Here is a 26,050-nt window from a genome sequence, read left to right on the forward strand (position 1 = left end):
CCGAGCCTGCGGCCGAGCCTGCGGCCGAGCCTGCGGCCGAGCCTGCGGCCGAGCCTGCGGCCGAGCCTGCGGCCGAGCCTGCGGCCGAGCCTGCGGCCGAGCCTGCGGCTCCCAAGGCCGAGCCCGGCGCAGCCGACCCGCCGAAGGGCAACCGCGACCGCGACATCCGCGACCGCGCCACCCGCGACGACGGCACCCGAGACGACAACCCGGCAGGAGGCGACCCCGCATGAGCGACAACATCCTCGACGTGGCCGTCCGCCTGGCGGCCGTGTTCGTCGCCTTCCTCGTGCTGCCGCTCGTCCTCGGGCAGACCGAGCACAAGGTGATGGCCCATATGCAGGGCCGGCTCGGGCCGATGTACGCGGGTGGGTTCCACGGGTGGGCGCAGCTCATGGCGGACGCCGTGAAGTTCGCGCAGAAGGAAGACATCGTGCCCGCGGGCGCGGACCGGCGGATCTTCCAGCTCGCGCCTGCCGTCGCCCTGCTGCCCTACCTGCTCGTGCTGGTCGTGATCCCGATCGGGCCGGGCAACGCCGTTGGTGAGTTCATCGACGCGGGAATCTTCTTCGTCCTCGCCGTCCTGGGCATCGGCGTGCTGGGCTCGCTGATGGCCGGCTGGGCGTCGGCCAACAAGTTCTCCCTGCTCGGCGGTCTGCGGACCGCCGCGCAGCTGATGGCGTACGAGCTGCCGATGCTGCTCGCCGCGGCCTCCGTCGCGATGGCGGCCGGGACGCTGTCGCTGCCCGGCATCCTGGAGGCCTTCCACTGGTGGTGGGTGCCCTGGCAGATCGTCGGCGGCGTCGTCTTCTTCACCGCCGGGCTCGCCGAACTCCAGCGGCCCCCGTTCGACATGCCGGTCGCCGACTCCGAGATCATCTTCGGTGCGTACACCGAGTACACCGGCCTGCGTTTCGCGCTCTTCCTGTTCGCGGAGTTCGTGGGCATCGTCGTGCTCTGCGCGCTGACGACCGTCCTGTTCCTCGGCGGCTGGCACGGGCCCTTCGGGGCCGACGGCCTCGGCCCCCTGTGGACCCTGCTCAAGACGGCGCTGCTCGCCTTCGTCGTCATCTGGCTACGGGTCAGCTATCCCCGGCTCCGCGAGGACCAGCTGCAGAAGCTGGCCTGGACCGTACTCATTCCGCTCGCTCTCGCGCAGATCGCGCTGACCGGCGTGATCAAGGTGGTGATCCAGTAGTGGCGATCCCCGGTTCCGGCCTTGCCAAGGGCCTCGCCGTCACCCTCCGCACGATGACGCGGCGTTCGATCACCGACCAGTACCCGGACGTACAGCCCGAGCTGCCGCCCCGCACCCGCGGTGTGATCGGCCTGTTCGAGGAGAACTGCACGGTCTGCATGCTGTGCGCCCGTGAGTGCCCCGACTGGTGCATCTACATCGACTCCCACAAGGAGACCGTGCCCCCGGCCGCGCCGGGCGGGCGGGAACGCAGCCGCAACGTGCTCGACCGCTTCGCGATCGACTTCTCGCTCTGCATGTACTGCGGTATCTGCATCGAGGTGTGCCCCTTCGACGCGCTGTTCTGGTCGCCGGAGTTCGAGTACGCCGAGACCGACATCCACGAACTGACCCATGAGCGCGACAAGCTCCGCGAATGGATGTGGACCGTGCCGGAGCCGCCCGCGCTCGACCCGGCGGCCGAGGAGCCGAAGGAGCTCGCGGCGGCCCGGAAGACGGCCGAGAAGCTGGCCGCGCAACAAGCCGCCGAGGCGGAGAAGAAGCTGGAGGACGAGGCATGACCGGCACCGCCGACGTCACCGCGCTCGCCGCGAACGCCCACGGCTTCCTCTCCCCGACCGGCGTCGAGATCCTCTTCGTGCTGGTCGGCATCGTGACCCTCGGGGCCGCCGTCGTCACCGTCACCACCAAGCAGCTGGTGCACGCCGCCCTGTGGCTGGTGGCGGCGCTCGGCGGGCTCGCCGTGGAGTACCTGCTGCTGACGGCGGAGTTCATCGCCTGGGTGCAGGTGCTGATCTACGTCGGCTCCGTCGTCGTCCTCCTCCTCTTCGGGCTGATGCTCACCAAGGCCCCCATCGGCCGCTCCCCGGACGCGGACTCCGGCAATCGCTGGGCCGCCCTCGCGGTCGCCCTCGCCGCGGCCGCCGCGCTGGTCTGGGTGGTCGTGGACGCCTTCCGCGCCACCTGGATCGATCTCGACGGCGCCGTGCAGGGCTCCACCAAGGTCTCCGGCGAGAGCCTCTTCCGGTACTGGGTGCTGCCCTTCGAGGCACTGTCCGTCCTGCTGCTCGCCGCCCTCGTCGGCGCGATCGTGCTCTCCCGCCGCGACATCGACGGCGGCACGGACAAGCAGCCCGGCAAGGCCGGCAAGGGGGGCAAGCGCTGATGCACCTCGTCTACCCCGCCGTCCTCGCCGCCCTCCTCTTCGCCGTCGGCCTGTACGGGGTGCTCGCCCGGCGCAACGCGATCCTCGTCCTGATGGCCGTCGAGCTGATGCTCAACGCCGTCAACCTCAACCTCGTCGCCTTCGACGTGTGGCTGCGCGACACGCTCCACGCCGGGCAGGCGCTCACCCTCTTCACCATCGCCATCGCCGCCGCCGAGATCGGCATCGGCCTCGCGATCGTGCTGCTCGTGTACCGCAACCGCGGCACCGCCGACGTCGACCGGCTCCGCGACCTCAACGAGGGCGAGGACGCCGAGCGCTACGCGGCCGACACGGACACCCCCGTGGACCCGGCCCGAGCCGACGGCGACCGGCCGAACGGCCCCGACAAGAAGGCAGAGGCCGTCGCGTGACGACCACGACCACCGCCGTCCTCGTCCCGCTGCTGCCCTTCCTCGGTGCCGTCGCCGGCATCCTGCTCGGCCGCCGCGCCCCCGGCTTCGTACGACCGCTGGCCGTCCTGCCGACCCTCGCCGCGGCCGTGCTCGCCGTCGTCGTCGCCTGGCAGCAGGGCGGCGGCGAGGACATCGACGCCGCCACCCGGCTCACCCCGACCGGGTCCGTGCCCATCGACCTCGCCCTGCACCTCGACGGCTTCGCCGTGCTCGTCGCGGTCCTTGTCGGCGTCGTCGCGTCCTGCGTGCAGCTCTACTCGACCGCCTACCTGCGCGACGACCCCCGCTACCCCTCCTACGCGGCCCTCGTCTCCCTCTTCACCGCCGCGATGCTGCTCGTCGTCTACTCCGGCGACCTGATGGTGCTGCTGGTCGGCTGGGAGATCATGGGCGTCTGCTCGTACTTCCTCGTCGGCCACTACTGGGAGACCGAGGCCGCCCGCGCCGCCTCCCTCAAGGCCTTCCTGGTCACCAAGCTCGGCGACGTCCCCTTCCTGATCGGCATCCTCGCGCTGGCCGCCGACGCCGGAACGTTCCGCATCAACGGCATCCTGACCGCCGCCGTCTCCGGCGACGGGCTCGACCACCCGACCCTCGTCGCGCTGCTGCTCCTCGCCGGAGTCGCGGGCAAGTCCGCGCAGTTCCCCCTGCACACCTGGCTGCCCGACGCGATGGCCGGCCCCACGCCCGTCTCCGCGCTGATCCACGCCGCGACCATGGTCGCCGCCGGCGTCTACTTCATCGCCCGGCTCCTGCCCGTCTTCGCCGCCTCCACCGCGGCGCTGGTCGTGCTCGCCGCGATGGCCGCGATCACCATGATCGGCTCGGCGCTCGCCGCCCTCGCCCAGGACGACATCAAACGCGTCCTCGCCTACTCCACCGTCGGCCAGCTCGGCTACATGACCGGTGCCCTCGCCGTCGGCGACCGCGGTGCCGCCGTCTTCCACCTGATCACCCACGGCGCGTTCAAGGCACTCCTCTTCCTCGGGGCAGGCGTGATCATCCACGCCGCCGGCACCAACTCGCTGGCCGCGATGGCACGCATGGGCCACCTCGCCAAGCGCATCCCCGACGCCTACTGGACGATGACCGTCGCCCTCCTCGCCCTCGCCGCGATCCCCCCGTTCAGCGGCTTCTTCTCCAAGGAAGCCGTCCTCGGCGCGGCCGAGCACGCCGCCACCGGAGAAGCGAACGGCATCCCCGGCACGGTGGGCTGGATCGTCCTCGTCGCCGGACTGCTCACCGCCCTCCTCACCGCGGGTTACGCCACCCGGCTGTGGCTGCTGGCCTTCCACGGCCGCGGCACCGAGGCCGCCGACCACGGCAAGCAGCCCGCCGTCATGAACGCCACCCTCTGGGTCCTGTTCGTCCCCGCCCTCGGGCTCGGCCTCGCCGCCTGGAAGCTCCCCGACTGGTTCGACGGGCACTCCCTCACCCCGACCCTCACCACCTCCGTCCTCGGCACCGGCTGCGCCCTCGTCGGCGTGCTCGCCGTCTGGGCGGCCTGGCGGCGGACCGCCGTGCTCGCCGCCGGCACGCCCATGGGCGCCGTCGCCGCCGACCCGGACGCCGCCCCCGCGGTCTCCGAGGAGGAGGCCGTCGCCAGCCACACGGCCGCCTACGGCAACATCGCCTCCGCCCAGGACCCGGCCGACCCCGGCCGGCTCCTCCTCGGCCCCCTGCACCGCCACGCCGCCGTCGGCTTCCACCTCGACGCCGCGTACAGCGCCCTGTTCGTCCGGCCCGTGCGCGCGGGCGCCCGCCTCGCGCACTTCCTCGACCGCGAGGTCGTCGACACCTACGTACGCGGCGCGGGCGCGGCCCCCGGCCTGCTGGGACGGGCCGTCCGCCGGGCCCAGACCGGCAATGTGCAGACCTATCTCGGCGCCCTGCTCGCCGGCTCCGTCGTCCTGGCCGTCGCCGCCGTTCTCGTAGCCACCGGAGCCTGACCGTGAGTCATACCGTCATGCAGATCCTCCTCGCTGCGATCGTCGTCCTCCCCCTCCTCGGAGCCGTCGCCGCCCTGCTCCCGGCCCCTCCCGGCCTCAAGGGCAGGAGCCCCGACCAGGCCGTGCTCCGGCACGGCGTCACCGTCACGGGCGCCGTGCTCGCGCTGTCCGTCGCCCTGGCCGCCGGCTTCGACCACGACGACCCCGCCAGGATGCAGGCGACCACCGACATCAGCTGGATCCCGGCCCTCGGCATCCGGATCCACCTCGGCGTGGACGGCGTCTCGCTCCCCCTCCTCGTACTGACCGCGCTGCTGACCTTCCTCAGCGCGCTCTACAGCTACTTCAAAATGCCCGACGGCCCGTCACCGAAGGCATTCGTCGCACTGATCCTCGTGCTCGAGTCCGGCACCCTCGCGTCCTTCGCCGTCCTCGACCTGATGCTGTTCTTCCTCGCCTTCGAGATGGTGCTCATCCCGATGTACTTCCTCATCGCCCGCTGGGGCGGTGACGGCCGCGAGCGCGCGGCCTGGCGGTTCATCCTCTACACCCTGCTCGGCTCCGTCGTGATGCTGCTCGGCCTCCTCCTCATCGGCATCAAGGGCGGCACGTTCGACATGGTGGCACTCGCCACTGACAACGGCTCCGGGCTCAGCCACACGACCCAGCTCGTCGCGGTGCTCGCCATCGGCGTCGGCCTCGCCGTCAAGGCCCCCATGTGGCCCCTGCACAGCTGGCTCCCCGACGCCCACACCGCCGCCCCGACCGTCGGCTCGGTCCTCCTCGCGGGCGTCCTGCTGAAGATGGGCACGTACGGGTTCGTCCGTATCCTGCTGCCCATCGCCCCCGACGGCGTGCACACCTTCGCGCCCTACCTCGCCGCCTTCGCGGTCGTCGGCATCATCTACGGTTCCCTGGTCTGCCTCGCCCTCGCCCGCAGCGGCGCCGGCGGCGACCTCAAGCGCCTGATCGCCTACTCCTCCGTCGGCCACATGGGCTTCGTGCTCCTCGGCATCGCCACCCTCACCCCCACCGGTGTGAACGGCGCGCTGTTCGCCAACATCGCCCACGGCCTCATCACCGGCCTGCTGTTCTTCCTCGTCGGCGCCGTCAAGGACCGCTACGGCACCAGCGACCTCGACCGGCTCTCCGGCGCGAGCGGCGCCGCGCTCTACGGCAAGGCACCCCGCCTCGGCGGGCTCCTCGCCTTCGGCGCCGTCGCCTCGCTCGGCCTGCCCGGCCTCGCCGGGTTCTGGGGCGAGATGCTCGCGATGTTCGGCTCCTTCGAGCCCGCCGAGGGGCTCAGCCGCCCCGCCTACCTCACCTTCATGGCCATCGCCGGCTTCGGCACCCTGCTGACCGCCGCGTACATGCTGATCGTCGTGCGCCGGGTCTGCATGGGAGGCGACGGCGAAGGCAGTGGCCACACCGGTGGCCACGGCGTCGGCCACTTCGGCGGCCCCGCACCGGCACCGACGTCGCTCCCCGACGTCCGGTCGTACGAGTTCGCCGCCTGGACCCCGCTCGTCGCCCTCACCGTCCTCGCCGGACTCTGGCCCGCGGCCCTCCTCGGCCTCACCGACCCGGCCGTTCAGCAGCTCCTTGGAGGAGGCAACTGATGGGCTCCCTGGTCCAGTCCGTCGACTGGCTCGCCATCGCCCCGCCCACCGTCACCGCCGTGGTGGCGCTCGTCATCCTGGTCGCCGACCTCTTCCTCCCCGAGGAGCGCAAGCCCCTCCTCGGCGGGATCGCGATCGGCGGACTGCTGCTGGCCGGGCTCTCCCTGCTACCCCTGCACGACGGTGACCGCTCCACGTTCTGCCTGAGCACCGGCACGCGCGCGTGCAGCTACACGGCGGACCACTTCACGCTAGTCATCCAGTTCCTGGTGCTCGGCGGCGCTCTGCTGACGGCGCTTCTGTCCGTCAGTACGCTCACCGACTTCAAACTCCCCTCCGGCGAGTACTGGTTCCTGCTGCTGTCCTCCGCCGCCGGCGCCGCCCTGCTGCCCGCCTCCCGGGACCTCGCGACCCTCGTCGTGGCTCTTGAAGTCGCCTCGCTGCCCGCCTTCGCCCTCGTCGGGCTGCGCCGCGGCGACCGCCGCTCCTCGGAGGCGGCGCTCAAGTTCTTCCTCTCCTCGGTCACCGCGACCGCCGTCATGCTGCTCGGCGTCAGCTTCGTCTACGCGGCCACCGGCACCCTGCACCTCACCGAGGTCGCCGAGGCCCTCACCGACGTCGACCCGCGCCTGGAGACCCTCGCCCAGGCGGGCGTGGCCCTCACCCTCGTCGGCTTCGCCTTCAAGACCGCGGCCGTGCCCTTCCACTTCTGGGTGCCCGACACCTACGTGGGCGCCCCGCTGCCCATCGCCGCCTACCTGTCGGTCATCGGCAAGGCCGTCGGCTTCACCGGGCTCATCCTCGTGACCGTCGTCGGCTTCCCCTCCTACTCCGACATCTGGGGCCCGGCCCTCGCCGTCCTCGCCGCCCTCACCATGACCGTGGGCAACGCCGCCGCGCTGCGTCAGCGCGCGGACCGCGCCCAGAGCGCCGTACGCCTGCTGGCCTGGTCCTCCGTCGGCCAGGCGGGCTACCTCCTGGTGCCGATCGCGGCCGCCGCGTACACCGACGACCCCGCCCACGCCATCGGCTCCACCGTCGCGTACGCCCTGATGTACGCCGTCGTGAACCTCGGTGCCTTCGCCGTGGCCGTGCTCGTCGCCCGTACGAGCCCCGCGAACCGCGTCGCGGACTACCGGGGCCTCTACGCCCGCCGTCCGCTCGCCGCCCTGGCCATGGGCTTCTTCCTGCTCTGCCTGGCCGGACTGCCGCCGGGGATCATCGGGCTGTTCGCCAAGGTCACCGTCTTCTCGGCCGCGGTCGACGCGGGCCTGGGCTGGCTGGCGGTCGTCATGGCGATCAACGTCGTGATCGCGCTCTACTACTACCTCCAGTGGACGGCGGTCCTCTTCCGCGCGCCGGACGAGGTCGCCTCGCCGGACGAGGCGGCGGCCGCCTCGACCGGCGGACATCAGCGTCTGCGTGTCCCGGCCCCCCTGGCCACGGCGATCGCCCTCGCCGCCGTCCTCGGCATCGCCCTCTCCGGCGCCCCGCAGCTCGTCCTGCGCTTCGCCTCCGGCGCCCTGCTGTAACGCGACTCCCGAACCGCCCGTAGATGCCCGCACGGTCACCCGTACGGCCTACGGGCGGTTCGGCGCGCCACCCGGCGTACGGCCGGTGTGCACAAGGGAACCAGCCACCTTCATCTGGCGTTGACCAGTTCGGAAGGTTCCACTGGAACGTGGAAGCGCAAGGTGGCAGCACCGAGCAAAGGGTTCCCCTGCCGCACCATTTGGAGGGCGTACCGTGCACCGCCGGCACAACGGGTTGAAGACCGCCGTACTCCTCGGAGGGCTGTCCGCCCTCATCATCGTCATCGGCAGCATCTTCGGACGTACGGGCCTGATCGTCGCCGTCCTCGTGGCGCTCGGCACCAACGCCTACGCCTACTGGAACAGCGACAAGCTCGCCCTGCGCGCGATGCGCGCCCGGCCGGTCAGCGAGTTCGAGGCCCCGCAGCTCTACCGCATGGTCCGCGAGCTCTCCACCGCCGCCCGCCAGCCGATGCCCCGCCTCTACATCTCCCCGACCGAGGCCCCCAACGCCTTCGCCACCGGCCGCAACCCGCGCAACGCCGCCGTCTGCTGCACCGACGGCATCCTGCGCCTCCTCGACGAGCGCGAGCTGCGCGGCGTCATCGGCCACGAGCTCAGCCACGTCTACAACCGCGACATCCTCATCTCCTCGGTGGCGGGCGCGCTCGCCTCGGTCGTGATGCTCCTGGTCAACTTCGCCTGGCTGATCCCCTTCGGCCGCTCGGACGACGACGAGGGCCCCGGCCTCATCGGCATGGTCATGATCATGGTGTTGGGTCCGATCGCCGCGTCCGTCATCCAGCTCGCCGTCAGCCGTTCCCGCGAATACGAGGCCGACGCCTCCGGCGCCCGCCTCACCGGCGACCCCCTCGCCCTCGCCGACGCCCTCCGCAAACTCGACGCCGGAACGAAGCGGCTGCCCCTGCCGCCCGAGCCCCGCCTGGAGACCGCGAGCCACATGATGATCGCGAACCCGTTCCGCGCGGACGGGGGCATGTCCAAGCTGTTCTCCACCCACCCGCCGATGGCGGAGCGCATCAGCCGCCTGGAGCGGATGGCGGGCCACGGGGGGTAGTGCTTACCTTCGGGGTAATCGACGCCGCGTGGCGCCTGTCGCAGGATCGTCCCGTCCGCAGGACCAGGACCAGGCCTTCGACGAGAGACGACCTCCATGACAGCCACCGGCGACACCCGTGACATCACCCGTGCGACCGCGCAGGAGTTCCTGACCCGCACCGCGACCGGCGGCCCCGAACACATCGCGGCCCTCTTCGCCGAGAGGGTCGACTGGCTCGTCGCCGACAACCCGGCCGCCCCGTGGATCCACCCGCGCTCGACGCGCGCGGACGTGGCAGCCCACTTCCGCGACCTGGCCGCCTGCGTGATCCCGGCGCCGACCGGCCACATCATCGACCCCCTCGTCGTGGACGGCACGGAGGCGATCCTGACGGGCTGCCTGGCCGGCACGGTACGGGCCACCGGCAAGTACTTCCGCTCGCCCTTCGCGGTCCGCCTGACGGTCGAGAACGGCCTCATCACCCGCTACCACGTCTACGAGGACAGCCTGGCGGTCGCGACAGCGTGCACGCCCGACGTCGCTTCACCAGTGGTGGGCGGCCGGTGAGACGTCAGCGGATGAGCGGATACGTTCAGGCCGCCGCGTCGTAACGGGTGCGTGCCTCGTCGACCTCGTCGAAGTGGTTCTCTGCCCACTCCTTCACGGCGGTCAGCAGGCAGCACAGATTCCGCCCCAGGGCGGTGAGCTCGTAGTCGACGCGCACCGGCACGGACGGTGTCACGGTGCGTGCCACGAGGCCGTCGCGTTCCAGTGAGCGCAGGGTCTGGGTGAGCATCTTCTGGCTGACGCCCGGAATCTTGCGGCCGAGGTCGCTGTAGCGCATGGGGCCCTGCTCGCCCAGTGCGCTGACGATCAGGCTGACCCACTTGTCGCTGATGCGGGCGAGCAGCTGGTTGGTCGGGCACCCCTGCATGAAGGCGTCGTACGCCTCACGTGCCTCATCGCGACGCTGGGCCGCAGTTCTGGTTGCCATGGCTCACCTCCAGGTCCCCTACGCACTCCGAAGTGCGTACTTACCAAAAGAAAGTACCAGCCTCTAGGTTCGTCGCAACGGGGAGGGAAGTGATGCCGACCCGACCAAACCCCCCTGAAAGAGAGGCAGTTCCATGCGCGCTGCGGTAGTCACGTCCTTCGGCGGTCCCGAGCAGGTCGAGATCATCGAGGCCGCCCTCCCGGTGCCCGGCGCCGGTCAGGTGAGGATCAAGGTGGCGGCGGCCACGCTCAACCCCGTCGACGGGGCCGTGCGCTCCGGTGTGTTCGGCGGTGAGGGACGCCGGCTCGGTCTCGGCTGGGATGTCGCCGGGACCGTCGACGCGGTCGGCCCCGGAGCCGGCTTCGCCGTGGGTGACGAGGTCGTGGGGCTCGCCTACGGGCCCGCCAAGGAGCTCGGCACCCACGCCGACCATGCCGTACTCGACGCGTCCGCGGTGGCCGCGGCGCCGCGCTCCGCCGACTCCGTCCACGCCGCGACCCTGCCGCTCAACGCGCTCACCGCCGCACAGGGCCTTGAGCTGCTCGCCCTCTCGGCGGGGCAGACGCTGCTGATCACCGGGGCGGCCGGAGCGGTCGGCGGCTTCGCCATTCAACTTGCCCACCGGCAGGGCCTGATCGTCACGGCCCTCGCGGGCGCGGACGACGAGGACCTCGTACGTTCTCTCGGCGCGGATCACTTCGTACCGCGCTCGCAGACGGCGACGCTCTCGGGGTTCGACGGCGTGCTGGACGCGGCGGTGCTCGGCGAGGCGGCACTCGCTCTTGTGCGCAATGGCGGCGCGTACGCGGGTGTCATCCCCGGCGCCCAGCCCGCGTCCACGAGGTCCGTCCGCACCGCGGCCGTCGAGGTGAGCCCGGACGGGGCGCGTCTCGCCCAACTGGCCGCGCTCGTCGACGAGGGCGCGCTGACCTTGCGCGTCGCCGAGACGCACCCGCTGGCGGAGGCGGCCAAGGCGCACGCGCGGCTGGCAGAGAGTGGCATGCGGGGACGCATCGTCCTGGTGCCGTAGGTGCCCTGGGGCGGCAGGAGCAGGGAGCTCCCGCCACGCCGCCCCCTGGGGCGCGTCAGCCCGAATGGTGCGTGTCGCCTACGGGCATGAGTCGCTTCGAGGGGGCTGTACTGGCGATCACACGCAACCGTCGCTGGGTGTCCGTGCGTCTCACTCGCCAGCGAGCCAAATGCGTGGAAGGCTGTTGAATATGAAGTTTGTTCTGAATGTCATCTGGCTGGTTCTCTGTGGCCTCTGGATGGCACTCGCCTATGTCCTCGCGGGCCTGATCTGCTGCGTCTTGATCATTACCATCCCGTGGGGCATCGCGTCATTCCGCATCGCTGCCTTCGCCCTGTGGCCCTTCGGTCGCACGACGGTGGAACGGCGTGACGCCGGCGCGGGTTCGTTGATCGGCAACGTGATCTGGTTCGTCTTCGCCGGATGGTGGCTGGCGCTCGGTCACATCATCACGGGCATCGCCCTGTGCGTCACGATCATCGGCATCCCGCTGGGCATCGCCAACTTCAAGCTGATTCCCATCTCGTTGATGCCGCTCGGCCGTGAAATCGTTTCCACGGACCGGCCGTTCGCGACGCGCTGACGCATCAACCGGTACCTACGCCGCCGCCAGGGCCCGCATGGTCGCCTCCGCCTTCGGCGTCAGAACCAGCGGGCCCTGGCCCGTCGTCCACACCGCCTGGACGGTCAGGAGGCGGAAGCGCCACCCCTGACCCGTCCGCACCACCTCGCCCGTGAACGTGCCGCCCACGTCGAAGTGGCCGCCCGGCTCCGTGCCTCGCGCCTGCTGGGTCGCCGCCAGGTGGACATGGGTCATGAGGGCGTTCCAGCGCACCGTGGCGCGGTCGCCGTCGAGGGCGATCATGTAGTTCGTACCGACGTGCTGGGTCCGTTCGAACTTCGCGAACGTCGCCTGCTCGGACTCGGCCAGGCCCGCTATCCCCTCGTGGCCGCCGATCGGGGTCGTGATCCGGATGTCCTCGGTGAACAGGCCCCGCGCCCAGACGTCGTCGAAACGGCCGCCCCCGGCGGGCACCGTGTCGAGGCTCAGCAGGTAGCGGTCGATGAGGCCGGTGATGTCGGCGCGGTCGGCCAGCAGGCCGACCCGCGCTTCGAGGGCGGCGAACTCTGCGGCGGTGACGGTCATGGCTGAGCGCTCCCGGGAATCTGGGCGGCGGCCGTCGGGCGGATCGGCCGTTCACCGGGAACGCTAAAAGCTCAACATTGCTTGAGGTCAAGTCCGTCGATGCCACAGGCGTCAGAAGGTGCTCGCGAGAAAGGCGCGGACCTCGGTCGCGAGGTCGCGCATGTCCTCGCCCGCCGCGTGCACCGTGGCGGTCTCGAACTCGGTCGCGCGGGGGAGGGCACCACCAGGGCGGTCGTCGGGATGGACCCGACGACGCCCCTCGCTGTGCCCTCCCCGACGAACGGCGTCCCCGCAGGCCGGGGCTCGCGGTCAGAGCGGTCTGAACTACCCGTGCGATTACCGGTAGTTCACGAACTGGATCGCGAAGTCCAGGTCCTTGCCCTTGAGGAGTGCCTGGACGGCCTGGAGGTCGTCACGGCTCTTGGAGCTGACGCGCAGCTCGTCGCCCTGGACCTGCGCCTTGACGCCCTTCGGGCCCTCGTCGCGGATGATCTTGGCGACCTTCTTCGCGTTCTCCTGCGAGATCCCCTCCTCGATCGAGGCGAAGATCTTGTACTCCTTGCCGGAGGCCTGCGGCTCGCCCGCGTCCAGCGACTTCAGCGAGATACCGCGCTTGACCAGCTTGGTCTCGAAGATGTCGAGAACCGCCTTGACCCGCTCCTCGGCGTTGGCGCGCATCTCGATCTTCTCGCCGGACCAGGCGATCGAAGCGCCGACGCCCTTGAAGTCGTAGCGCTGCGAGATCTCCTTGGCGGCCTGGTTGAGGGCGTTGTCGACCTCCTGCCGCTCGACCTTCGAGACGATGTCGAAACTGGAGTCGGCCATATTGAGTTGGCTCCTCGTGCGTAGATCCATCAGGGGTACGGCCCCGGAGGGCCGCTGCCAGCCTAGCCACCCGGGGCCCGATCGAGGGGCCGCGAATCGAGTGGCGGACCACCCCTGGTCATCGGGTATGGTTTACGTCGTTGCCACGGACAACCGCCGCGAGGTGGGAATCCAGGCAGCAACCCTTGGCGGTGTGCCCGAGTGGCCAAAGGGAGCAGACTGTAAATCTGCCGGCTCAGCCTACCCAGGTTCGAACCCTGGCGCCGCCACGGAACGAGACCCCCGACCTTCTGGTCGGGGGTCTCTTTCGTTTGCCGGCGGAAGCGAATCGGCGGCAGCCGGCCGGCTACCCCGCCGCGACCGTCTTGACCGCCTGCTCCACCGGGGTGTCGCCGCCGATCAGCTCCAGCGTGCGGCCCGCCGTGCCCGGCTCGGCGAGGAGCGCGGCCAGCACCGCCGCCACGTCGTCGCGGGTCACCTCGCCCCGGCCCGTCGACTCCGCCAGCGTCACCCGGCCCGTGCCGGGGTCGTCGGTGAGCCGGCCCGGGCGCAGGACGGTCCAGTCCAGCCCGGCCCGGGACCGTACGTCGTCGTCCGCCGCGCCCTTCGCCCGCAGGTAGGCCGCGAAGACCGGGTCGGTGTCCTCGGGCGGCTCGCGGTCGGCGCCCATGGACGAGACGATCACGTAGCGGCGGACCCCGGCCGCCTCCGCCGCGTCGGCGAAGAGGGCGGCCGCCGCCCGGTCCACGGTGTCCTTGCGTTCGATGCCGCTGCCCGGCCCCGCGCCGGCCGCGAAGACGGCGGCGTCCGCGCCCTCCAGATGCCGCACGAGCTCCTCGACCGTCGCCGACTCCAGATCGCACACGACCGGTTCGGCACCCGCCGCCAGGAGCGCGCCCGCCTGTCCCGGCTTGCGGATCACACCCGCTACCTCGTCACCGCGCCCGGCGAGCAAACGCTCCAGCCGTAGCGCGATCTGACCATGTCCACCAGCGATGACAATGCGCATGCCTCCGACCGTACGCCGTACGCACCGGGCCGCCATCGGACGCACGGACAAGATCGGCCACTTCCCCCGGGGCGACCGGTCAGCCCGGCTCGCCGCCGCCCCGTGAGGACTGCCGGGGCAGGTCCAGGGCCACCATCGCCCGGGAGTCCCGGAACTCCCGCACCGCGCTCGTACGGGCCACCACCCGCCCCTCGTGGACCACCAGGCGGCTGTACGCGAGCGAGAGCATCCCCGCGACCCCGCCGCCCCGCACGGCCAGCAGCTCCGCGGGGAAGCCCGCCTCCACCCGCACCTCCGGCAGCCCCATCGCCGCCCGCGCCCGTTCGCTCACGGCCGCGTACGCCTCCTCGGGACGCAGCTCGCCGCGCGAGGCCAGCAGGAACGCGGCCTCGATGGGGTCACCCCGCCCCACCGGGTTGGCCGCGTCCCGCAGCGCACCGCTGCCCGCCGCCACCTCGACACCCGCCGCCCGCAGCAGCCGCACCGGCGCGCACGTCGAGACCCGGCCCCGCTGCGGCCCCGCCGACGCGCAGCAGTCGCCCTGCGGCAGACAGACCACCGTCACACCCGCCGCCGCGAGCTGCTCGGCCGCCCGCGTCGCCGACTCGCGGGGGAGCCGGGCCAGGCCGCTGCACGGGCCGAGGGTGACGCCGGGCCGCAGCCCCCCGGCCATGGCGGCCAGCCGGGCGAGCCGCGCCGGATCGTCACCGTCCGTGTGCAGGTCGACGGCGCAGCCGTGCTCGGCGGCGATGTCCAGGACGGCCTCGGCGTAGCCCGTCGGATCGGGGTCGAGGTCGGGGCAGCCGCCGACGACGGACGCGCCCATCTTCACGGCGTCCCGCAGCATGGCCAGCCCGTCGGCCCCGGCGGCGCCGGTCAGCAGCCGGGGCACCGCGACGGCGGTCAGGTCGGTGAGGCCCCGCAGCGCCCGGCGCGCCTGGAGCACCGCTTCCAGCGACCGCAGCCCCTGGACGTCGCCGATCCGGACGTGGGAGCGCAGCGCGGTCGCGCCGTGGCCGAGTTGCAGCAGCGCGGCCTCCGTGGTGCGCCGCTGCACGTCCTCGACGGCGTACGAGACGGGGCCGCCGATGTCGGCGGTCAGCGCGCTGTCGCAGTGCGCGTGGGGCTCGGCGGGGGCGGGCAGCAGTAGATAGCCGCCGAGGTCGACGCGGGGACCGGGCACGAGGCTGCCGGCCGTTCCGACGGCCTCGATGCGGCCGTTGCTGAGCCGTACGTCCACGGTGCGGCCGTCGGCGAGCCGGGCGCCGCAGAGCACCAAGGCGCCCCCGCCGTGCGGGGGCGGGCCGACGGCGTCGCCGTCGGGCTTCCTCGGCGGCTGCGGCTGGCTGTCGGGCATGGCGCTCCTCCGGGCCGGTGGCGAGGCATGATCACGCAGCTGATCCGAGCCTAGGGCGCAGGTGGGGCGGCTTCGCGGAGGCGGCCAATAGTCGTACCGGTGTGGCCCCTGAGGCCCTCGGGGAGGGGCCCGGCGAGAGCCGCGAGAAGGCCCTGCGTACGGCGGTCCGATACGGATTTCACCTTCGGCCGCAGACCGTGTAATGTCTTCCTCGCTCGCCCCAATAGCTCAGTCGGCAGAGCGTCTCCATGGTAAGGAGAAGGTCTACGGTTCGATTCCGTATTGGGGCTCTGGTGTGTGAGGTTCCTCGCCTGTGAGGGCGAGGATCTCTCTCGCATCAAAGCGGTGTAGCTCAGTCGGTAGAGCAAGCGGCTCATAATCGCTGTGTCACCGGTTCAAGTCCGGTCACCGCTACACACAGTAGCCGATTGTGGGGTCGGTCCTCCGATCGGCTACTCTTTTATGCGTTCATCCGTCCATTCCGTCAAGGAGCACTCACGTGGCTGCCACCGACGTCCGCCCGAAGATCACGCTGGCCTGCGTGGAGTGCAAGGAGCGGAACTACATCACCAAGAAGAACCGGCGTAACGACCCGGACCGACTGGAGATGAAGAAGCACTGCCCGCGTTGCAAGGCGCACACCGCGCACCGCGAAACGCGATAACACTCAGGCTCGTTCGTGAGGCCGTCCCCATTTCTTGGGGGCGGCCTCACGGCGTATCCCCACCCAGTCCACTCTGGAGGTGCCGAGCCGATGGCGCTCGACCAGTCCTTCGTCGGACGGACCTATCCGGCCACCGACCCGTATGAGGTCGGCCGGGAGAAGATCCGCGAATTCGCCGAGGCCGTCGGCGATGCCAATCCGGTGTACCGCGACCCCGAGGCCGCCAAGGCGCTCGGTCATTCGGACGTGATCGCCCCGCCGACTTTCGTGTTTGCGATCACATTCAAGGCGGCCGGGCAGGTCATCCAGGACCCGCAGCTGGGCCTGGACTACGACCGCGTGGTGCACGGCGACCAGAAGTTCGCCTACACCCGCCCCGTCCGCGCCGGTGACCGGCTGTCGGTCACCTCCACGATCGAGTCGATCAAGTCCCTGGCGGGCAACGACGTGCTGTCGGTGCGTGGCGAGGTCCACGACGAGAGTGGCGAGCACGTGGTGACCGCGCACACGATGCTGGTGGCCCGCGCCGCCGAGGAGGCGTGATGGCCGCCCGGATTTCCTACGACGAGGTAGCGGTCGGCACCGAGCTGCCCGCCCAGTCCTTCCCGGTGACGCGCGCCACGCTCGTGCAGTACGCGGGCGCCTCCGGCGACTTCAACCCGATCCACTGGAACGAGAAGTTCGCCAAGGAGGTCGGACTGCCGGACGTCATCGCGCACGGCATGTTCACCATGGCCGAGGCGATCCGTGTGGTGACCGACTGGGCCGGTGACCCGGCCTCCGTGGTCGAGTACGGCGTGCGCTTCACCAAGCCGGTCGTGGTGCCGAACGACGACCAGGGCGCGGTCATCGAGGTCAGCGCCAAGGTCGCGGCCAAGGACGACGAGGCCCGCACGGTCCGCGTCGACCTCGTGGCCAAGAGCGACGGCCAGAAGGTGCTGGGCATGTCCCGCGCCACGGTCCGCCTCGCCTGAATACGAGGCGTAAGGGGCACCCGCAATGGCGGGTGCCCCTTACGCATACCCGCTACGGAGGGTGACGGGGTCGCAGGGGGGATGCCCCCGGAGGCCCCGGCGCCCGGCCCGGACCCACCGGCCCGCACCGAGGCCCATACCCCGCAAGCCCAGCGCAGCGCCCCCGTACTCTTGTGCTCGTGCAGGAACTCCACGACGCCCCCCTCGCCCCCCTGACCACCTTCCGTCTCGGCGGCCCCGCGACCCGCCTTGTCACGGCCACCACCGACGACGAGGTCATCGCGGTCGTCCGCGAGGCCGACGCGAGCGGCACCCCGCTGCTGATCATCGGCGGCGGCAGCAACCTGGTCATTTCCGACAAGGGCTTCGAGGGCACCGCCCTGCGCATCGCCACCACCGGCTTCCGCCTCGACGGCACCCGCCTCGAGCTGGCCGCCGGTGAGAACTGGTCCGACGCCGTGGCCCGCACCGTCGAGGCCGGTCTGGCCGGCATCGAGTGCATGGCCGGCGTGCCGGGCTCCGCCGGTGCCACCCCGATCCAGAACGTCGGCGCGTACGGGCAGGAGGTCTCGGCGACCATCACCGAGGTCGTCGCCTACGACCGCCGTGCCGACGAGGTCGTCACCATCCCCAACGCCGACTGCGGCTTCTCCTACCGCCACAGCCGCTTCAAGCAGGACCCCACGCGCCACGTCGTGCTGCGCGTCCGCTTCGAGCTGGAGGACGCGGGCGGGCTGTCCGCGCCCCTGAAGTACCCCGAGACCGCCCGGACCCTCGGCGTCGAGGCCGGCGAGCGCGTGCCCGCCGCCACGGCCCGCGAGACGGTGCTGAAGCTGCGCGCGGGCAAGGGCATGGTCCTCGACGCCGAGGACCACGACACCTGGTCCGCCGGGTCCTTCTTCACCAACCCGATACTCACCGGGGCCGAGTACGCCGCCTTCCTCGCCCGCGCCGCGGAGCGACTCGGGCCGGACGTCACGCCGCCCGCCTACCCGGCGGGCGACGGGTTCACCAAGACGTCGGCGGCGTGGCTCATCGACAAGGCGGGCTTCACGAAGGGGTACGGGGCCGGCCCGGCCCGGATCTCGACGAAGCACACGCTCGCGCTGACGAACCGGGGCGGGGCCACGACGGAAGACCTGCTCGCGCTCGCGCGGGAGGTCCGGGACGGGGTGTTCGCGGCGTTCGGGGTGACGCTGGTGAACGAGCCGGTGACGGTGGGCGTCAGTCTGTAGGGACTCTTTCCGACGGGCTGGATTCGGCTGGGCTCAGCCGAATCCAGCCCGTCCGGCGATTGAGGACACCACCGCGCAGCGGGGGTGCACCTGACTCGGCCTAGGTCTCCAACCAATGGTCGATGTCCGCGAGCAGCTTCTCCCGGACATCCGTCGGCGCAGCCGACCCCCGTACCGACTGCCTCGCCAGCTCCGCCAGCTCCGCGTCCGTGAAGCCGTGGTGCTCGCGGACCAGCTCGTACTGGGCGGCCAGGCGGGAGCCGAAGAGCAGCGGGTCGTCCGCGCCCAGCGCTATCGGCACGCCCGCCTCGAACAGGGTCCGCAGGGGCACGTCCCCCGGCTTCTCGTAGACGCCCAGGGCCACGTTCGACGAGGGGCAGACCTCGCACGTCACGCCGCGCTCGGCGAGCTTGCGCAGCAGGCGCGGGTCCTCCGCGGCGCGGACGCCGTGGCCCACGCGGCCCGCGTGCAGGTCGTCCAGGCAGTCGCGCACGCTGGCGGGCCCCGACAGCTCGCCGCCGTGCGGGGCGGCCAGCAGACCGCCCTCGCGGGCGATCTCGAAGGCCCGGTCGAAGTCGCGGGCGAGGCCGCGCCGCTCGTCGTTGGAGAGCCCGAAGCCGACCACGCCGCGGTCGGCGTAGCGCACCGCGAGGCGGGCCAGGGTGCGGGCGTCCAGTGGGTGCTTCATGCGGTTCGCGGCGACGAGCACCCGCATGCCCAGCCCGGTCTCGCGCGAAGCGCTGTCCACCGCGTCCAGGATGATCTCCAGCGCGGGGATCAGCCCGCCCAGCCGCGGCGCGTACGAGGTGGGGTCGACCTGGATCTCCAGCCAGCGCGAGCCGTCGCGGACGTCCTCCTCGGCGGCCTCGCGCACCAGGCGCCGGATGTCGTCGGGGGTGCGCAGACAGGACCGGGCGATGTCGTACAGCCGCTGGAAGCGGAACCAGCCGCGCTCGTCGGTCGCGCGCAGCCGGGGCGGCTCGCCGCCGCTCAGGGCCTCGGGCAGGTGCACGCCGTACTTGTCCGCCAGCTCGATCAAGGTCGAGGGGCGCATCGAGCCCGTGAAGTGCAGATGCAGATGGGCCTTCGGCAGCAAACGGACGTCACGGACGGATTCGCTGGGGTACGGGGGCTGCTCCCCGGAAGACTGCCGCATCCCAGGATCTTGCCGTATACGTGTGACAAGCGGTAGGGGAAATACCTGAACGAGGGCTGAGGCGAATGTAAAGCCGAAGGCCAGGGCCCACAGCAGAACGCGGGCCCCCGGCCGCAACCGGAGACCCGCGTTCACTCACGCACAGCCGCGAGGCGTTACGCCTTCGCCTCCGCGAGCAGCTTCTGGATCCGCGAGACGCCCTCGATCAGGTCCTCGTCGCCCAGGGCGTACGAAAGGCGCAGGTAGCCCGGCGTCCCGAAGGCCTCGCCGGGGACGACCGCGACCTCGGCCTCGTCGAGGATCAGGGCGGCCAGCTCCACGGACGTGGCGGGCCGCTTGCCGCGGATCTCCTTGCCGAGCAGCGCCTTCACGGACGGGTAGGCGTAGAACGCGCCCTCCGGCTCGGGGCACAGCACGCCGTCGATCTCGTTGAGCATCCGGACGATCGTGCGGCGGCGGCGGTCGAAGGAGACCTTCATCTCCTCGACGGCCGTCAGATCGCCCGAGACGGCGGCCAGGGCGGCCATCTGCGCCACGTTGGAGACGTTGGACGTGGCGTGCGACTGGAGGTTCGTGGCGGCCTTCACGACGTCCTTCGGGCCGACGATCCACCCCACGCGCCAGCCGGTCATCGCGTACGTCTTCGCGACGCCGTTGACCACGACGCACTTGTCGCGCAGCTCCGGCACCACGACGGGCAGCGAGCAGAACTCGGCGTCGCCGTAGACCAGGTGCTCGTAGATCTCGTCGGTCAGCACCCACAGGCCGTGCTCGGCGGCCCAGCGGCCGATCTCCTCGACCTGCGCCCGGGTGTAGACCGCGCCGGTCGGGTTCGACGGGGAGACGAAGAGCAGCACCTTCGTGTTCGGCGTACGGGCCGCCTCGAGCTGCTCGACCGAGACGCGGTAGCCGGTCGTCTCGTCCGCGACGACGTCCACGGGGACACCGCCCGCGAGGCGGATCGACTCGGGGTAGGTGGTCCAGTACGGGGCCGGGACGATGACCTCGTCGCCCGGGTCGAGGATCGCGGCGAAGGCCTCGTAGATGGCCTGCTTGCCGCCGTTGGTGACGAGCACCTGGGAGGCGTCGATCTCGTAGCCCGAGTCGCGCAGCGTCTTCGCGGCGATCGCGGCCTTGAGCTCGGGGAGCCCGCCGGCCGGGGTGTAGCGGTGGAACTTCGGGTTGCGGCAGGCCTCCACGGCGGCCTCGACGATGTAGTCGGGCGTGGGGAAGTCGGGCTCGCCCGCGCCGAAGCCGATCACCGGACGCCCGGCGGCCTTGAGGGCCTTCGCCTTGGCGTCCACGGCGAGGGTCGCGGACTCGGAGATCGACCCGATGCGGGCCGACACCCGACGGTCGGTGGGGGACTGTGCGGGAGGAGTGGCAGCGCTCATGAGGGCATCGTCCCAGACCCGGAACGAACCAGGCGCACGGGTTTCACGGACGGCTCACCGACGGCTCACGGACGGCCCCGGCGACGGACGACACCCCCCTTCCACGTCCCTCCCACGGCTCCATCCAGGCGCCTCGCACCCCGGCTGTTCGACGCTGGGCTCCGAAGCACGTACACTCATGCGTCGTTGGCCCCTCACAGGCGACTCCACTCCGCACACACCGTGCACCCGAGTGGATGCGGTACGTTGGGGGAACCACAAAGGGTCGTAGCTCAATTGGTAGAGCACTGGTCTCCAAAACCAGCGGTTGGGGGTTCAAGTCCCTTCGGCCCTGCTACACGCATCGTCACCAGGGTGCGTGCATGCGTACGTACTGAAATGCACCGCCGTGCGGCTCAACCGGGCGCGGCACGGCCACGACCCGGATTCAGGTGAGGACGTAGTGACGGAAGCCCTTGGCTCCACCGCGACGCCTGAGAGCGGTCGTCCCGAGGACGAGGTGGCCGCCAAGAAGGGCCGCCGCGGCGGGAAGCGCGGGAAGAAGGGCCCCATCGGGCGCCTCGCGCTCTTTTACCGCCAGGTAGTCGCGGAACTCCGCAAGGTCGTCTGGCCCACCAGGAGCCAGCTCTCGACGTACACCACCGTGGTGATCGTCTTTGTCCTCATCGTCATCGGTCTGGTGACCGTGATTGACTATGGGTTCGAGAACGCCGTCAAGTACGTCTTCGGCTGAACCCGCGCGTAGGGCGGCTGCTCTCAGGAGAGCCGCCCCTTCGCACGTTCCACCCCTTGAAGCCAGGAAGAAGCAGCCACGTGTCTGACCCGAACCTGAACGACGCCGTCGAGCCCGTCGAGGCGGCAACGGCCGACGTGGACGCGCCGGCTGCCTCGGACGAGGTCGGCGACGACACCGAGCTTCAGATCGTCGAGAACGCCGACGGCGTCGACGAGCTCGACGCCGAGGACGCCGCCGCCGGTGAGCCGGCCGAGCAGGACGCCATCCACGTCGAGGACGAGAACGCCGAGCTCTCCGACGAGGACGAGGCCGCCGCCGAGGCCGACGAGGACGAGGCCGAGGAAGAGACCGAGGAGCCCGCCGAGGAGCAGGCCCCCGTCGACCCGGTCACCGCTCTCCGCGAGGAGCTCCGCGGTCTGCCGGGCGAGTGGTACGTCATCCACACCTACGCGGGTTACGAGAACCGCGTGAAGACCAACCTCGAGCAGCGCGCCGTCTCGCTCAACGTCGAGGACTTCATCTTCCAGGCCGAGGTGCCGCAGGAAGAGGTCGCGCAGATCAAGAACGGCGAGCGCAAGACCGTCCGCCAGAACAAGCTCCCGGGCTACGTCCTGGTGCGCATGGACCTGACGAACGAGTCCTGGGGCGTCGTCCGCAACACCCCCGGCGTCACCGGCTTCGTGGGCAACGCCTACGACCCGTACCCGCTGACCCTGGACGAGATCGTCAAGATGCTCGCCCCGGAGGCCGAGGAGAAGGCCGCCCGCGAGGCCGCCGAGGCCGAGGGCAAGCCCGCTCCGTCCCGCAAGGTCGAGGTCCAGGTGCTGGACTTCGAGGTGGGCGACTCGGTCACCGTCACCGACGGCCCGTTCGCGACGCTGCAGGCGACGATCAACGAGATCAACGCCGACTCGAAGAAGGTCAAGGGCCTCGTCGAGATCTTCGGTCGCGAGACCCCGGTCGAGCTCAGCTTCGACCAGATCCAGAAGAACTAGTTTCTTCCGGGACACAAGCCTCCGAACAGGTCAGACGGGCTGCTTGCAGCCCGTCTGACCTGCTCGGTTTTTGGCCGCAGCATGTTACCCGTTATCGTGGTGCGGTATGCCTGCGCGCTCTGTGCGCAGGCAAAAAAACTCTCACTAGGACCCGGAGAGAGCAATGCCTCCCAAGAAGAAGAAGATCACGGGGCTTATCAAGCTCCAGATCAGCGCCGGTGCCGCGAACCCGGCCCCGCCGGTCGGCCCCGCGCTGGGCCAGCACGGCGTCAACATCATGGAGTTCTGCAAGGCCTACAACGCCGCGACCGAGTCGCAGCGTGGCATGGTCGTGCCGGTGGAGATCACGGTCTACGAAGACCGCTCCTTCACCTTCGTGACGAAGACCCCGCCGGCCGCGAAGCTGATCCTCAAGGCCGCGGGCGTGGAGAAGGGCTCCGGCGAGCCGCACGTCAAGAAGGTCGCCAAGATCACCCGCGACCAGGTTCGTGACATCGCCACCACGAAGATGCCCGACCTGAACGCCAACGACCTGGACGCCGCCGAGAAGATCATCGCCGGCACCGCCCGTTCCATGGGCATCACGGTCGAGGGCTGACGAGCGAGTTCGCGTAGTGGCCGGCCGAGCGCAGCGAGGTCGACCGCGTAGCGAGTGAGTGAGGAAGCCCGAGCGAAGACGCGAGGGCTGATCAGCCTCCACCCCCCGCAGTACCCGTGGAAGGACCAGCGCTGGTCCGCACCACGACTCCATAACACTGAGGAGAAGCAGTGAAGCGCAGCAAGACTCTCCGCGCTGCGGACGCCAAGGTCGAGGCGGAGCGCCTGTACGCCCCCCTCGAGGCCGTCCGTCTCGCGAAGGACACCTCCGCCACCAAGTTCGACGGCACCGTCGAGGTCGCCATGCGTCTGGGCGTTGACCCGCGCAAGGCCGACCAGATGGTCCGTGGCACCGTGAACCTTCCGCACGGCACCGGTAAGACCGCCCGGGTCCTGGTCTTCGCGACCGGTGACCGTGCTGCGGCCGCGGAAGCCGCCGGCGCCGACATCGTCGGCTCCGACGAACTGATCGACGAGGTTGCGAAGGGCCGTCTGGACTTCGACGCCGTCGTCGCCACCCCGGACCTCATGGGCAAGGTCGGCCGCCTCGGCCGCGTGCTCGGTCCGCGTGGTCTGATGCCGAACCCGAAGACCGGCACGGTCACCCCGGACGTGGCGAAGGCTGTCACGGACATCAAGGGCGGCAAGATCGAGTTCCGCGTCGACAAGCACTCGAACCTGCACTTCATCATCGGCAAGGTCTCCTTCGACGAGACGAAGCTGGTCGAGAACTACGCCGCGGCGCTGGACGAGATCCTTCGTCTGAAGCCGTCCGCCGCCAAGGGCCGCTACATCAAGAAGGCGACCCTCACCACGACGATGGGCCCCGGCATCCCGCTGGACTCCAACCGCACCCGCAACCTCCTCGTGGAGGACGAGACCGTCTGATAGACGCGGTCTTGTAGCGAGCGATTGCGAGCGATCGTTATCGGGCCGGGCCCCGCACCCCTTCGAGGGTGCGGGGCCCGGCCTTTTCGTATGCCCGCACGGGCGCCTGGCGGGCCTTCCGAGCGCCTCGCGGCAGTCGGCCGCCCGAAAGGGAGCACCTGCGGCGGGAGGCCGTCACACCCCCGCCGAGCAGCGCTCAAACCACCCCGCGGGAGGCGATTTGCTTCGGGGCGCCCCCTTCACGTACCTTGAGCCAGAAGCCAAAGACCGCTGGTCGTTGCTGTGCCTTCGCAAGAAGGTGTGGTGGCCGAAGGATCCGCTAGCTGCGGGCGACCTGCGCAGGTGATTTGAGGATGAACTCCCGTGAGGACCCCTGGTCCGGACGGTCGAGTACACGCCCCGAGCGCCTGCGCCGGGGCGTTTCGTTTTGCCCAGGTCCCTTCGCGTGTCTATGCGGTCCGAATCACCCGGAAGGAGGCCGAGGCTCATGGCGAGGCCCGACAAGTCTGCCGCGGTTGCCGAGCTGACGGACCAGTTCCGCAGCTCGAACGCCGCCGTGCTGACCGAGTACCGCGGTCTCACCGTGGCACAGCTCAAGGAGCTGCGCCGTTCGCTCGGTGAGAACGCCCAGTACGCCGTGGTGAAGAACACGCTGACCAAGATTGCGGCCAACGAGGCCGGGATCACCACGCTCGACGACCACTTCACTGGTCCGACGGCGGTTGCCTTCATCACCGGTGACCCGGTGGAGTCGGCGAAGGGTCTTCGTGACTTCGCCAAGGAGAACCCGAACCTGATCATCAAGGGCGGTGTCCTTGACGGTAAGGCACTGTCCGCCGATGAGATCAAGAAGCTTGCGGACCTCGAGTCCCGCGAGGTTCTGCTCGCCAAGCTGGCGGGTGCCATGAAGGGCAAGCAGTCCCAGGCTGCCGCGCTCTTCCAGGCCCTGCCGTCGAAGTTCGTCCGCACTGCGGAGGCGCTTCGCGCGAAGGTCGAGCAGGGCGGTGCCGGTACGCCGGCTCCCGTCGAGGCCGAGGCTGCCGAGTAATCACGCGCAAGCGTGTGACCTCGCGTCCGTCACGGTCGCAGCGGGCCCGTAGTACGCCCGCCGAAATGTACATCCGGCACCAGCCGAATTAGTGGAAGGACCGCCAATCATGGCGAAGCTCAGCCAGGACGACCTGCTCGCGCAGTTCGAGGGCATGACCCTCATCGAGCTCTCCGAGTTCGTGAAGGCGTTCGAGGAGAAGTTCGACGTCACCGCCGCTGCCCCGGTCGCCGTTGCCGCCGCCGGTGGTGCCGCTGGTGGCGCCGCCGAGGCCGTCGAGGAGCAGGACGAGTTCGACGTCATCCTCACCGCCGCCGGTGACAAGAAGATCCAGGTCATCAAGGTCGTGCGTGAGCTGACCTCCCTGGGCCTGAAGGAGGCCAAGGACCTCGTCGACGGCACCCCGAAGCCGGTCCTCGAGAAGGTCGCCAAGGACGCCGCGGAGAAGGCCGCCGAGGCCCTCAAGGGCGCCGGCGCCTCCGTCGAGGTCAAGTGACCTTCGGAGTCTGCTGACTCTCCTGTGCCGTCGGACACGTTCCGATAGCGCGAACTCAAGGGCGATCACCCATGCGGGTGGTCGCCCTTGGGCGTTCCCCCGGCAGGTGCCTTGCCCTCCGCCCGGGGACGAGTATGGTGATCTTCGTTGTCCCCGTCGTGCGGTCCACAGGTGGCCGCTCAGAGGGGTCGCGGGGGCTGCTGACGGGCTTCCACGGGGCCGCCCGGTGCCGAGGGGCCTTGACGAACGGCACGTCGCGCGCAATTCTCAGGACGCGCGTCACATCGATCCAAAGGCCGAGGCATGGATCGAAGACGAAGAGGGAAGCCTTGCGTCAGGCGATGTGCCAGACGCGAGGAACAACAGGATCCCGGAGGGAGAGATTGGTATCGCACCGGTCTCCGGAAATCCGCTCTGGACATCAGTGGGCCAAGTGGCTACACTGACCCTTTGCGCTGCCTGTTAGCTGCTCCCTGCCCGTCACCAGGGGCATGCCCGCTGTCGAGCACTGCTGATGGAAACCCACT

At 70.5% G+C, this 26,050-nt stretch carries 29 protein-coding genes and 4 tRNA genes; 26 read left to right on the forward strand and 7 right to left on the reverse strand.

Annotated elements, in window-relative coordinates:
- The 10 genes from ACZ53N_RS11775 to ACZ53N_RS11820 all read left to right on the forward strand — a co-directional run.
- Positions 1-233 (forward strand): hypothetical protein (locus ACZ53N_RS11775; RefSeq protein ID WP_469140732.1); only part of this gene is annotated, 233 nt, incomplete at its 5' end.
- Positions 230-1,198 (forward strand): complex I subunit 1/NuoH family protein, encoded by a 969-nt coding sequence (locus tag ACZ53N_RS11780; protein ID WP_469140733.1) that lies wholly within the window; start codon positions 230-232, stop codon positions 1,196-1,198. The genes ACZ53N_RS11775 and ACZ53N_RS11780, both read left to right, overlap by 4 nt.
- A 53-nt stretch (positions 1,199-1,251) precedes the next feature.
- Positions 1,252-1,758 carry a 4Fe-4S binding protein gene (locus ACZ53N_RS11785; protein ID WP_469140806.1) on the forward strand — a complete coding sequence of 169 codons (507 nt, stop codon included), beginning with the start codon at positions 1,252-1,254 and terminating at the stop codon, positions 1,756-1,758.
- Positions 1,755-2,363, forward strand: coding sequence for an NADH-quinone oxidoreductase subunit J family protein (locus tag ACZ53N_RS11790; RefSeq protein WP_469140734.1), 609 nt, complete (start codon positions 1,755-1,757; stop codon positions 2,361-2,363). Before ACZ53N_RS11785 ends, ACZ53N_RS11790 begins: the two co-directional genes overlap by 4 nt.
- A complete protein-coding gene (gene nuoK / locus ACZ53N_RS11795) occupies positions 2,363-2,776 on the forward strand; it encodes an NADH-quinone oxidoreductase subunit NuoK (RefSeq protein WP_366683839.1) in 414 nt (137 codons plus the stop codon). Before ACZ53N_RS11790 ends, nuoK begins: the two co-directional genes overlap by 1 nt.
- The gene (locus ACZ53N_RS11800) at positions 2,773-4,767 is read left to right on the forward strand and encodes an NADH-quinone oxidoreductase subunit 5 family protein (protein ID WP_469140735.1); all 1,995 of its coding nucleotides are present in this window, start codon (positions 2,773-2,775) and stop codon (positions 4,765-4,767) included. The genes nuoK and ACZ53N_RS11800 overlap by 4 nt, the downstream gene beginning before the upstream one ends.
- Positions 4,768-4,784: 17 nt before the next feature.
- Complete coding sequence (locus ACZ53N_RS11805) at positions 4,785-6,386, forward strand: complex I subunit 4 family protein (RefSeq protein ID WP_469140807.1); 1,602 nt, start codon at positions 4,785-4,787, stop codon at positions 6,384-6,386.
- Positions 6,386-7,918, forward strand: coding sequence for an NADH-quinone oxidoreductase subunit N (locus tag ACZ53N_RS11810; RefSeq protein ID WP_469140736.1), 1,533 nt, complete (start codon positions 6,386-6,388; stop codon positions 7,916-7,918). The genes ACZ53N_RS11805 and ACZ53N_RS11810 overlap by 1 nt, the downstream gene beginning before the upstream one ends.
- Positions 7,919-8,132: 214 nt before the next feature.
- Complete coding sequence (gene htpX, locus ACZ53N_RS11815; protein ID WP_469140737.1) at positions 8,133-8,996, forward strand: zinc metalloprotease HtpX; 864 nt, start codon at positions 8,133-8,135, stop codon at positions 8,994-8,996.
- Between the two features lie 96 nt (positions 8,997-9,092).
- A complete protein-coding gene (locus ACZ53N_RS11820) occupies positions 9,093-9,545 on the forward strand; it encodes a nuclear transport factor 2 family protein (protein ID WP_469140738.1) in 453 nt (150 codons plus the stop codon).
- A 25-nt stretch (positions 9,546-9,570) separates the two neighbouring features.
- On the opposite strand, the gene ACZ53N_RS11825 is transcribed toward ACZ53N_RS11820, so the two are convergent.
- Entirely contained in the window at positions 9,571-9,972 is a 402-nt protein-coding gene (locus ACZ53N_RS11825) for a winged helix-turn-helix transcriptional regulator (protein ID WP_469140739.1), read from the reverse strand.
- Between the two features lie 133 nt (positions 9,973-10,105).
- On the opposite strand from ACZ53N_RS11825, the gene ACZ53N_RS11830 reads away from it, so the two are divergent.
- Positions 10,106-11,002: an NADP-dependent oxidoreductase gene (locus ACZ53N_RS11830; protein ID WP_469140740.1), complete on the forward strand. Its 897-nt coding sequence runs from the start codon at positions 10,106-10,108 to the stop codon at positions 11,000-11,002.
- A gap of 190 nt (positions 11,003-11,192) precedes the next feature.
- Complete coding sequence (locus tag ACZ53N_RS11835; protein WP_469140741.1) at positions 11,193-11,585, forward strand: YccF domain-containing protein; 393 nt, start codon at positions 11,193-11,195, stop codon at positions 11,583-11,585.
- 15 nt (positions 11,586-11,600) lie between these two features.
- Here the strand turns inward: ACZ53N_RS11835 and ACZ53N_RS11840 are convergent, their stop codons facing one another.
- On the reverse strand, positions 11,601-12,149 hold the full coding sequence (locus ACZ53N_RS11840; protein ID WP_469140742.1) for a nuclear transport factor 2 family protein: 549 nt from the start codon (positions 12,147-12,149) through the stop codon (positions 11,601-11,603).
- A 336-nt stretch (positions 12,150-12,485) separates the two neighbouring features.
- On the reverse strand, positions 12,486-12,974 hold the full coding sequence (locus ACZ53N_RS11845; protein WP_030368439.1) for a YajQ family cyclic di-GMP-binding protein: 489 nt from the start codon (positions 12,972-12,974) through the stop codon (positions 12,486-12,488).
- 187 nt (positions 12,975-13,161) lie between these two features.
- Here ACZ53N_RS11845 and ACZ53N_RS11850 point away from each other — a divergent pair.
- A tRNA-Tyr gene (locus ACZ53N_RS11850) sits at positions 13,162-13,243 on the forward strand.
- A gap of 77 nt (positions 13,244-13,320) precedes the next feature.
- Here the strand turns inward: ACZ53N_RS11850 and ACZ53N_RS11855 are convergent.
- Both ACZ53N_RS11855 and ACZ53N_RS11860 read right to left on the reverse strand, forming a co-directional pair.
- Positions 13,321-13,983 (reverse strand): NAD(P)H-binding protein, encoded by a 663-nt coding sequence (locus ACZ53N_RS11855; RefSeq protein WP_469140743.1) that lies wholly within the window; start codon positions 13,981-13,983, stop codon positions 13,321-13,323.
- 79 nt (positions 13,984-14,062) lie between these two features.
- On the reverse strand, positions 14,063-15,340 hold the full coding sequence (locus ACZ53N_RS11860) for an amidohydrolase family protein (protein WP_469140744.1): 1,278 nt from the start codon (positions 15,338-15,340) through the stop codon (positions 14,063-14,065).
- A gap of 217 nt (positions 15,341-15,557) precedes the next feature.
- Here ACZ53N_RS11860 and ACZ53N_RS11865 point away from each other — a divergent pair.
- The 6 genes from ACZ53N_RS11865 to ACZ53N_RS11890 all read left to right on the forward strand — a co-directional run bounded on the left by ACZ53N_RS11865 (position 15,558) and on the right by ACZ53N_RS11890 (position 18,213).
- Positions 15,558-15,630: transfer RNA gene (locus tag ACZ53N_RS11865), tRNA-Thr, on the forward strand.
- Between the two features lie 51 nt (positions 15,631-15,681).
- Positions 15,682-15,754 (forward strand) — tRNA-Met (locus ACZ53N_RS11870).
- 85 nt (positions 15,755-15,839) lie between these two features.
- On the forward strand, positions 15,840-16,004 hold the full coding sequence (gene rpmG / locus ACZ53N_RS11875) for a 50S ribosomal protein L33 (protein ID WP_087927546.1): 165 nt from the start codon (positions 15,840-15,842) through the stop codon (positions 16,002-16,004).
- A gap of 90 nt (positions 16,005-16,094) precedes the next feature.
- Positions 16,095-16,547 (forward strand): MaoC family dehydratase N-terminal domain-containing protein, encoded by a 453-nt coding sequence (locus tag ACZ53N_RS11880; protein WP_130878944.1) that lies wholly within the window; start codon positions 16,095-16,097, stop codon positions 16,545-16,547.
- On the forward strand, positions 16,547-16,978 hold the full coding sequence (locus ACZ53N_RS11885; protein WP_469140745.1) for a MaoC family dehydratase: 432 nt from the start codon (positions 16,547-16,549) through the stop codon (positions 16,976-16,978). The genes ACZ53N_RS11880 and ACZ53N_RS11885 overlap by 1 nt, the downstream gene beginning before the upstream one ends.
- 179 nt (positions 16,979-17,157) lie before the next feature.
- Complete coding sequence (locus ACZ53N_RS11890) at positions 17,158-18,213, forward strand: UDP-N-acetylmuramate dehydrogenase (protein WP_469140746.1); 1,056 nt, start codon at positions 17,158-17,160, stop codon at positions 18,211-18,213.
- 100 nt (positions 18,214-18,313) lie between these two features.
- Here the strand turns inward: ACZ53N_RS11890 and ACZ53N_RS11895 are convergent, their stop codons facing one another.
- Together ACZ53N_RS11895 and ACZ53N_RS11900 are read right to left on the reverse strand one after the other, a co-directional pair.
- Positions 18,314-19,369: an adenosine deaminase gene (locus ACZ53N_RS11895; RefSeq protein WP_469140747.1), complete on the reverse strand. Its 1,056-nt coding sequence runs from the start codon at positions 19,367-19,369 to the stop codon at positions 18,314-18,316.
- Positions 19,370-19,524: 155 nt separating this feature from the next.
- Complete coding sequence (locus ACZ53N_RS11900; RefSeq protein ID WP_469140748.1) at positions 19,525-20,763, reverse strand: pyridoxal phosphate-dependent aminotransferase; 1,239 nt, start codon at positions 20,761-20,763, stop codon at positions 19,525-19,527.
- A 261-nt stretch (positions 20,764-21,024) separates the two neighbouring features.
- On the opposite strand from ACZ53N_RS11900, the gene ACZ53N_RS11905 reads away from it, so the two are divergent.
- From ACZ53N_RS11905 to rplL, 7 genes are all read left to right on the forward strand, one after another.
- Positions 21,025-21,097 (forward strand) — tRNA-Trp (locus ACZ53N_RS11905).
- A gap of 108 nt (positions 21,098-21,205) precedes the next feature.
- Positions 21,206-21,496: a preprotein translocase subunit SecE gene (gene secE, locus ACZ53N_RS11910; RefSeq protein WP_130879202.1), complete on the forward strand. Its 291-nt coding sequence runs from the start codon at positions 21,206-21,208 to the stop codon at positions 21,494-21,496.
- A gap of 80 nt (positions 21,497-21,576) precedes the next feature.
- Complete coding sequence (gene nusG / locus ACZ53N_RS11915; RefSeq protein ID WP_469140749.1) at positions 21,577-22,494, forward strand: transcription termination/antitermination protein NusG; 918 nt, start codon at positions 21,577-21,579, stop codon at positions 22,492-22,494.
- Between the two features lie 163 nt (positions 22,495-22,657).
- Positions 22,658-23,092 carry a 50S ribosomal protein L11 gene (gene rplK / locus ACZ53N_RS11920; RefSeq protein ID WP_130878950.1) on the forward strand — a complete coding sequence of 145 codons (435 nt, stop codon included), beginning with the start codon at positions 22,658-22,660 and terminating at the stop codon, positions 23,090-23,092.
- Positions 23,093-23,262: 170 nt separating this feature from the next.
- Positions 23,263-23,979 carry a 50S ribosomal protein L1 gene (rplA, locus tag ACZ53N_RS11925; RefSeq protein ID WP_469140750.1) on the forward strand — a complete coding sequence of 239 codons (717 nt, stop codon included), beginning with the start codon at positions 23,263-23,265 and terminating at the stop codon, positions 23,977-23,979.
- 487 nt (positions 23,980-24,466) lie between these two features.
- Positions 24,467-25,027, forward strand: coding sequence for a 50S ribosomal protein L10 (gene rplJ / locus ACZ53N_RS11930; RefSeq protein ID WP_130878952.1), 561 nt, complete (start codon positions 24,467-24,469; stop codon positions 25,025-25,027).
- A gap of 109 nt (positions 25,028-25,136) precedes the next feature.
- On the forward strand, positions 25,137-25,523 hold the full coding sequence (rplL, locus tag ACZ53N_RS11935) for a 50S ribosomal protein L7/L12 (RefSeq protein ID WP_469140751.1): 387 nt from the start codon (positions 25,137-25,139) through the stop codon (positions 25,521-25,523).
- Positions 25,524-26,050 lie beyond the last annotated feature (527 nt).

The sequence above is a fragment of the Streptomyces sp. NPDC033229 genome (assembly GCF_055576875.1).

Bases quoted from the DNA above. Each gene is read 5' to 3' on its own strand.
- ACZ53N_RS11780 (WP_469140733.1), top strand. From the start codon at position 230: ATGAGCGACAACATCCTCGACGTGGCCGTCCGCCTGGCGGCCGTGTTC.
- ACZ53N_RS11785 (WP_469140806.1), top strand. From the start codon at position 1,252: ATGACGCGGCGTTCGATCACCGACCAGTACCCGGACGTACAGCCCGAG.
- ACZ53N_RS11790 (WP_469140734.1), top strand. From the start codon at position 1,755: ATGACCGGCACCGCCGACGTCACCGCGCTCGCCGCGAACGCCCACGGC.
- nuoK (WP_366683839.1), top strand. From the start codon at position 2,363: ATGCACCTCGTCTACCCCGCCGTCCTCGCCGCCCTCCTCTTCGCCGTC.
- ACZ53N_RS11805 (WP_469140807.1), top strand. From the start codon at position 4,785: ATGCAGATCCTCCTCGCTGCGATCGTCGTCCTCCCCCTCCTCGGAGCC.
- ACZ53N_RS11810 (WP_469140736.1), top strand. From the start codon at position 6,386: ATGGGCTCCCTGGTCCAGTCCGTCGACTGGCTCGCCATCGCCCCGCCC.
- ACZ53N_RS11820 (WP_469140738.1), top strand. From the start codon at position 9,093: ATGACAGCCACCGGCGACACCCGTGACATCACCCGTGCGACCGCGCAG.
- ACZ53N_RS11825 (WP_469140739.1), bottom strand. From the start codon at position 9,972: ATGGCAACCAGAACTGCGGCCCAGCGTCGCGATGAGGCACGTGAGGCG.
- ACZ53N_RS11830 (WP_469140740.1), top strand. From the start codon at position 10,106: ATGCGCGCTGCGGTAGTCACGTCCTTCGGCGGTCCCGAGCAGGTCGAG.
- ACZ53N_RS11835 (WP_469140741.1), top strand. From the start codon at position 11,193: ATGAAGTTTGTTCTGAATGTCATCTGGCTGGTTCTCTGTGGCCTCTGG.
- ACZ53N_RS11840 (WP_469140742.1), bottom strand. From the start codon at position 12,149: ATGACCGTCACCGCCGCAGAGTTCGCCGCCCTCGAAGCGCGGGTCGGC.
- ACZ53N_RS11845 (WP_030368439.1), bottom strand. From the start codon at position 12,974: ATGGCCGACTCCAGTTTCGACATCGTCTCGAAGGTCGAGCGGCAGGAG.
- ACZ53N_RS11855 (WP_469140743.1), bottom strand. From the start codon at position 13,983: ATGCGCATTGTCATCGCTGGTGGACATGGTCAGATCGCGCTACGGCTG.
- ACZ53N_RS11860 (WP_469140744.1), bottom strand. From the start codon at position 15,340: ATGCCCGACAGCCAGCCGCAGCCGCCGAGGAAGCCCGACGGCGACGCC.
- ACZ53N_RS11880 (WP_130878944.1), top strand. From the start codon at position 16,095: ATGGCGCTCGACCAGTCCTTCGTCGGACGGACCTATCCGGCCACCGAC.
- ACZ53N_RS11885 (WP_469140745.1), top strand. From the start codon at position 16,547: ATGGCCGCCCGGATTTCCTACGACGAGGTAGCGGTCGGCACCGAGCTG.
- ACZ53N_RS11895 (WP_469140747.1), bottom strand. From the start codon at position 19,369: ATGCGGCAGTCTTCCGGGGAGCAGCCCCCGTACCCCAGCGAATCCGTC.
- ACZ53N_RS11900 (WP_469140748.1), bottom strand. From the start codon at position 20,763: ATGAGCGCTGCCACTCCTCCCGCACAGTCCCCCACCGACCGTCGGGTG.
- rplK (WP_130878950.1), top strand. From the start codon at position 22,658: ATGCCTCCCAAGAAGAAGAAGATCACGGGGCTTATCAAGCTCCAGATC.
- rplJ (WP_130878952.1), top strand. From the start codon at position 24,467: ATGGCGAGGCCCGACAAGTCTGCCGCGGTTGCCGAGCTGACGGACCAG.
- rplL (WP_469140751.1), top strand. From the start codon at position 25,137: ATGGCGAAGCTCAGCCAGGACGACCTGCTCGCGCAGTTCGAGGGCATG.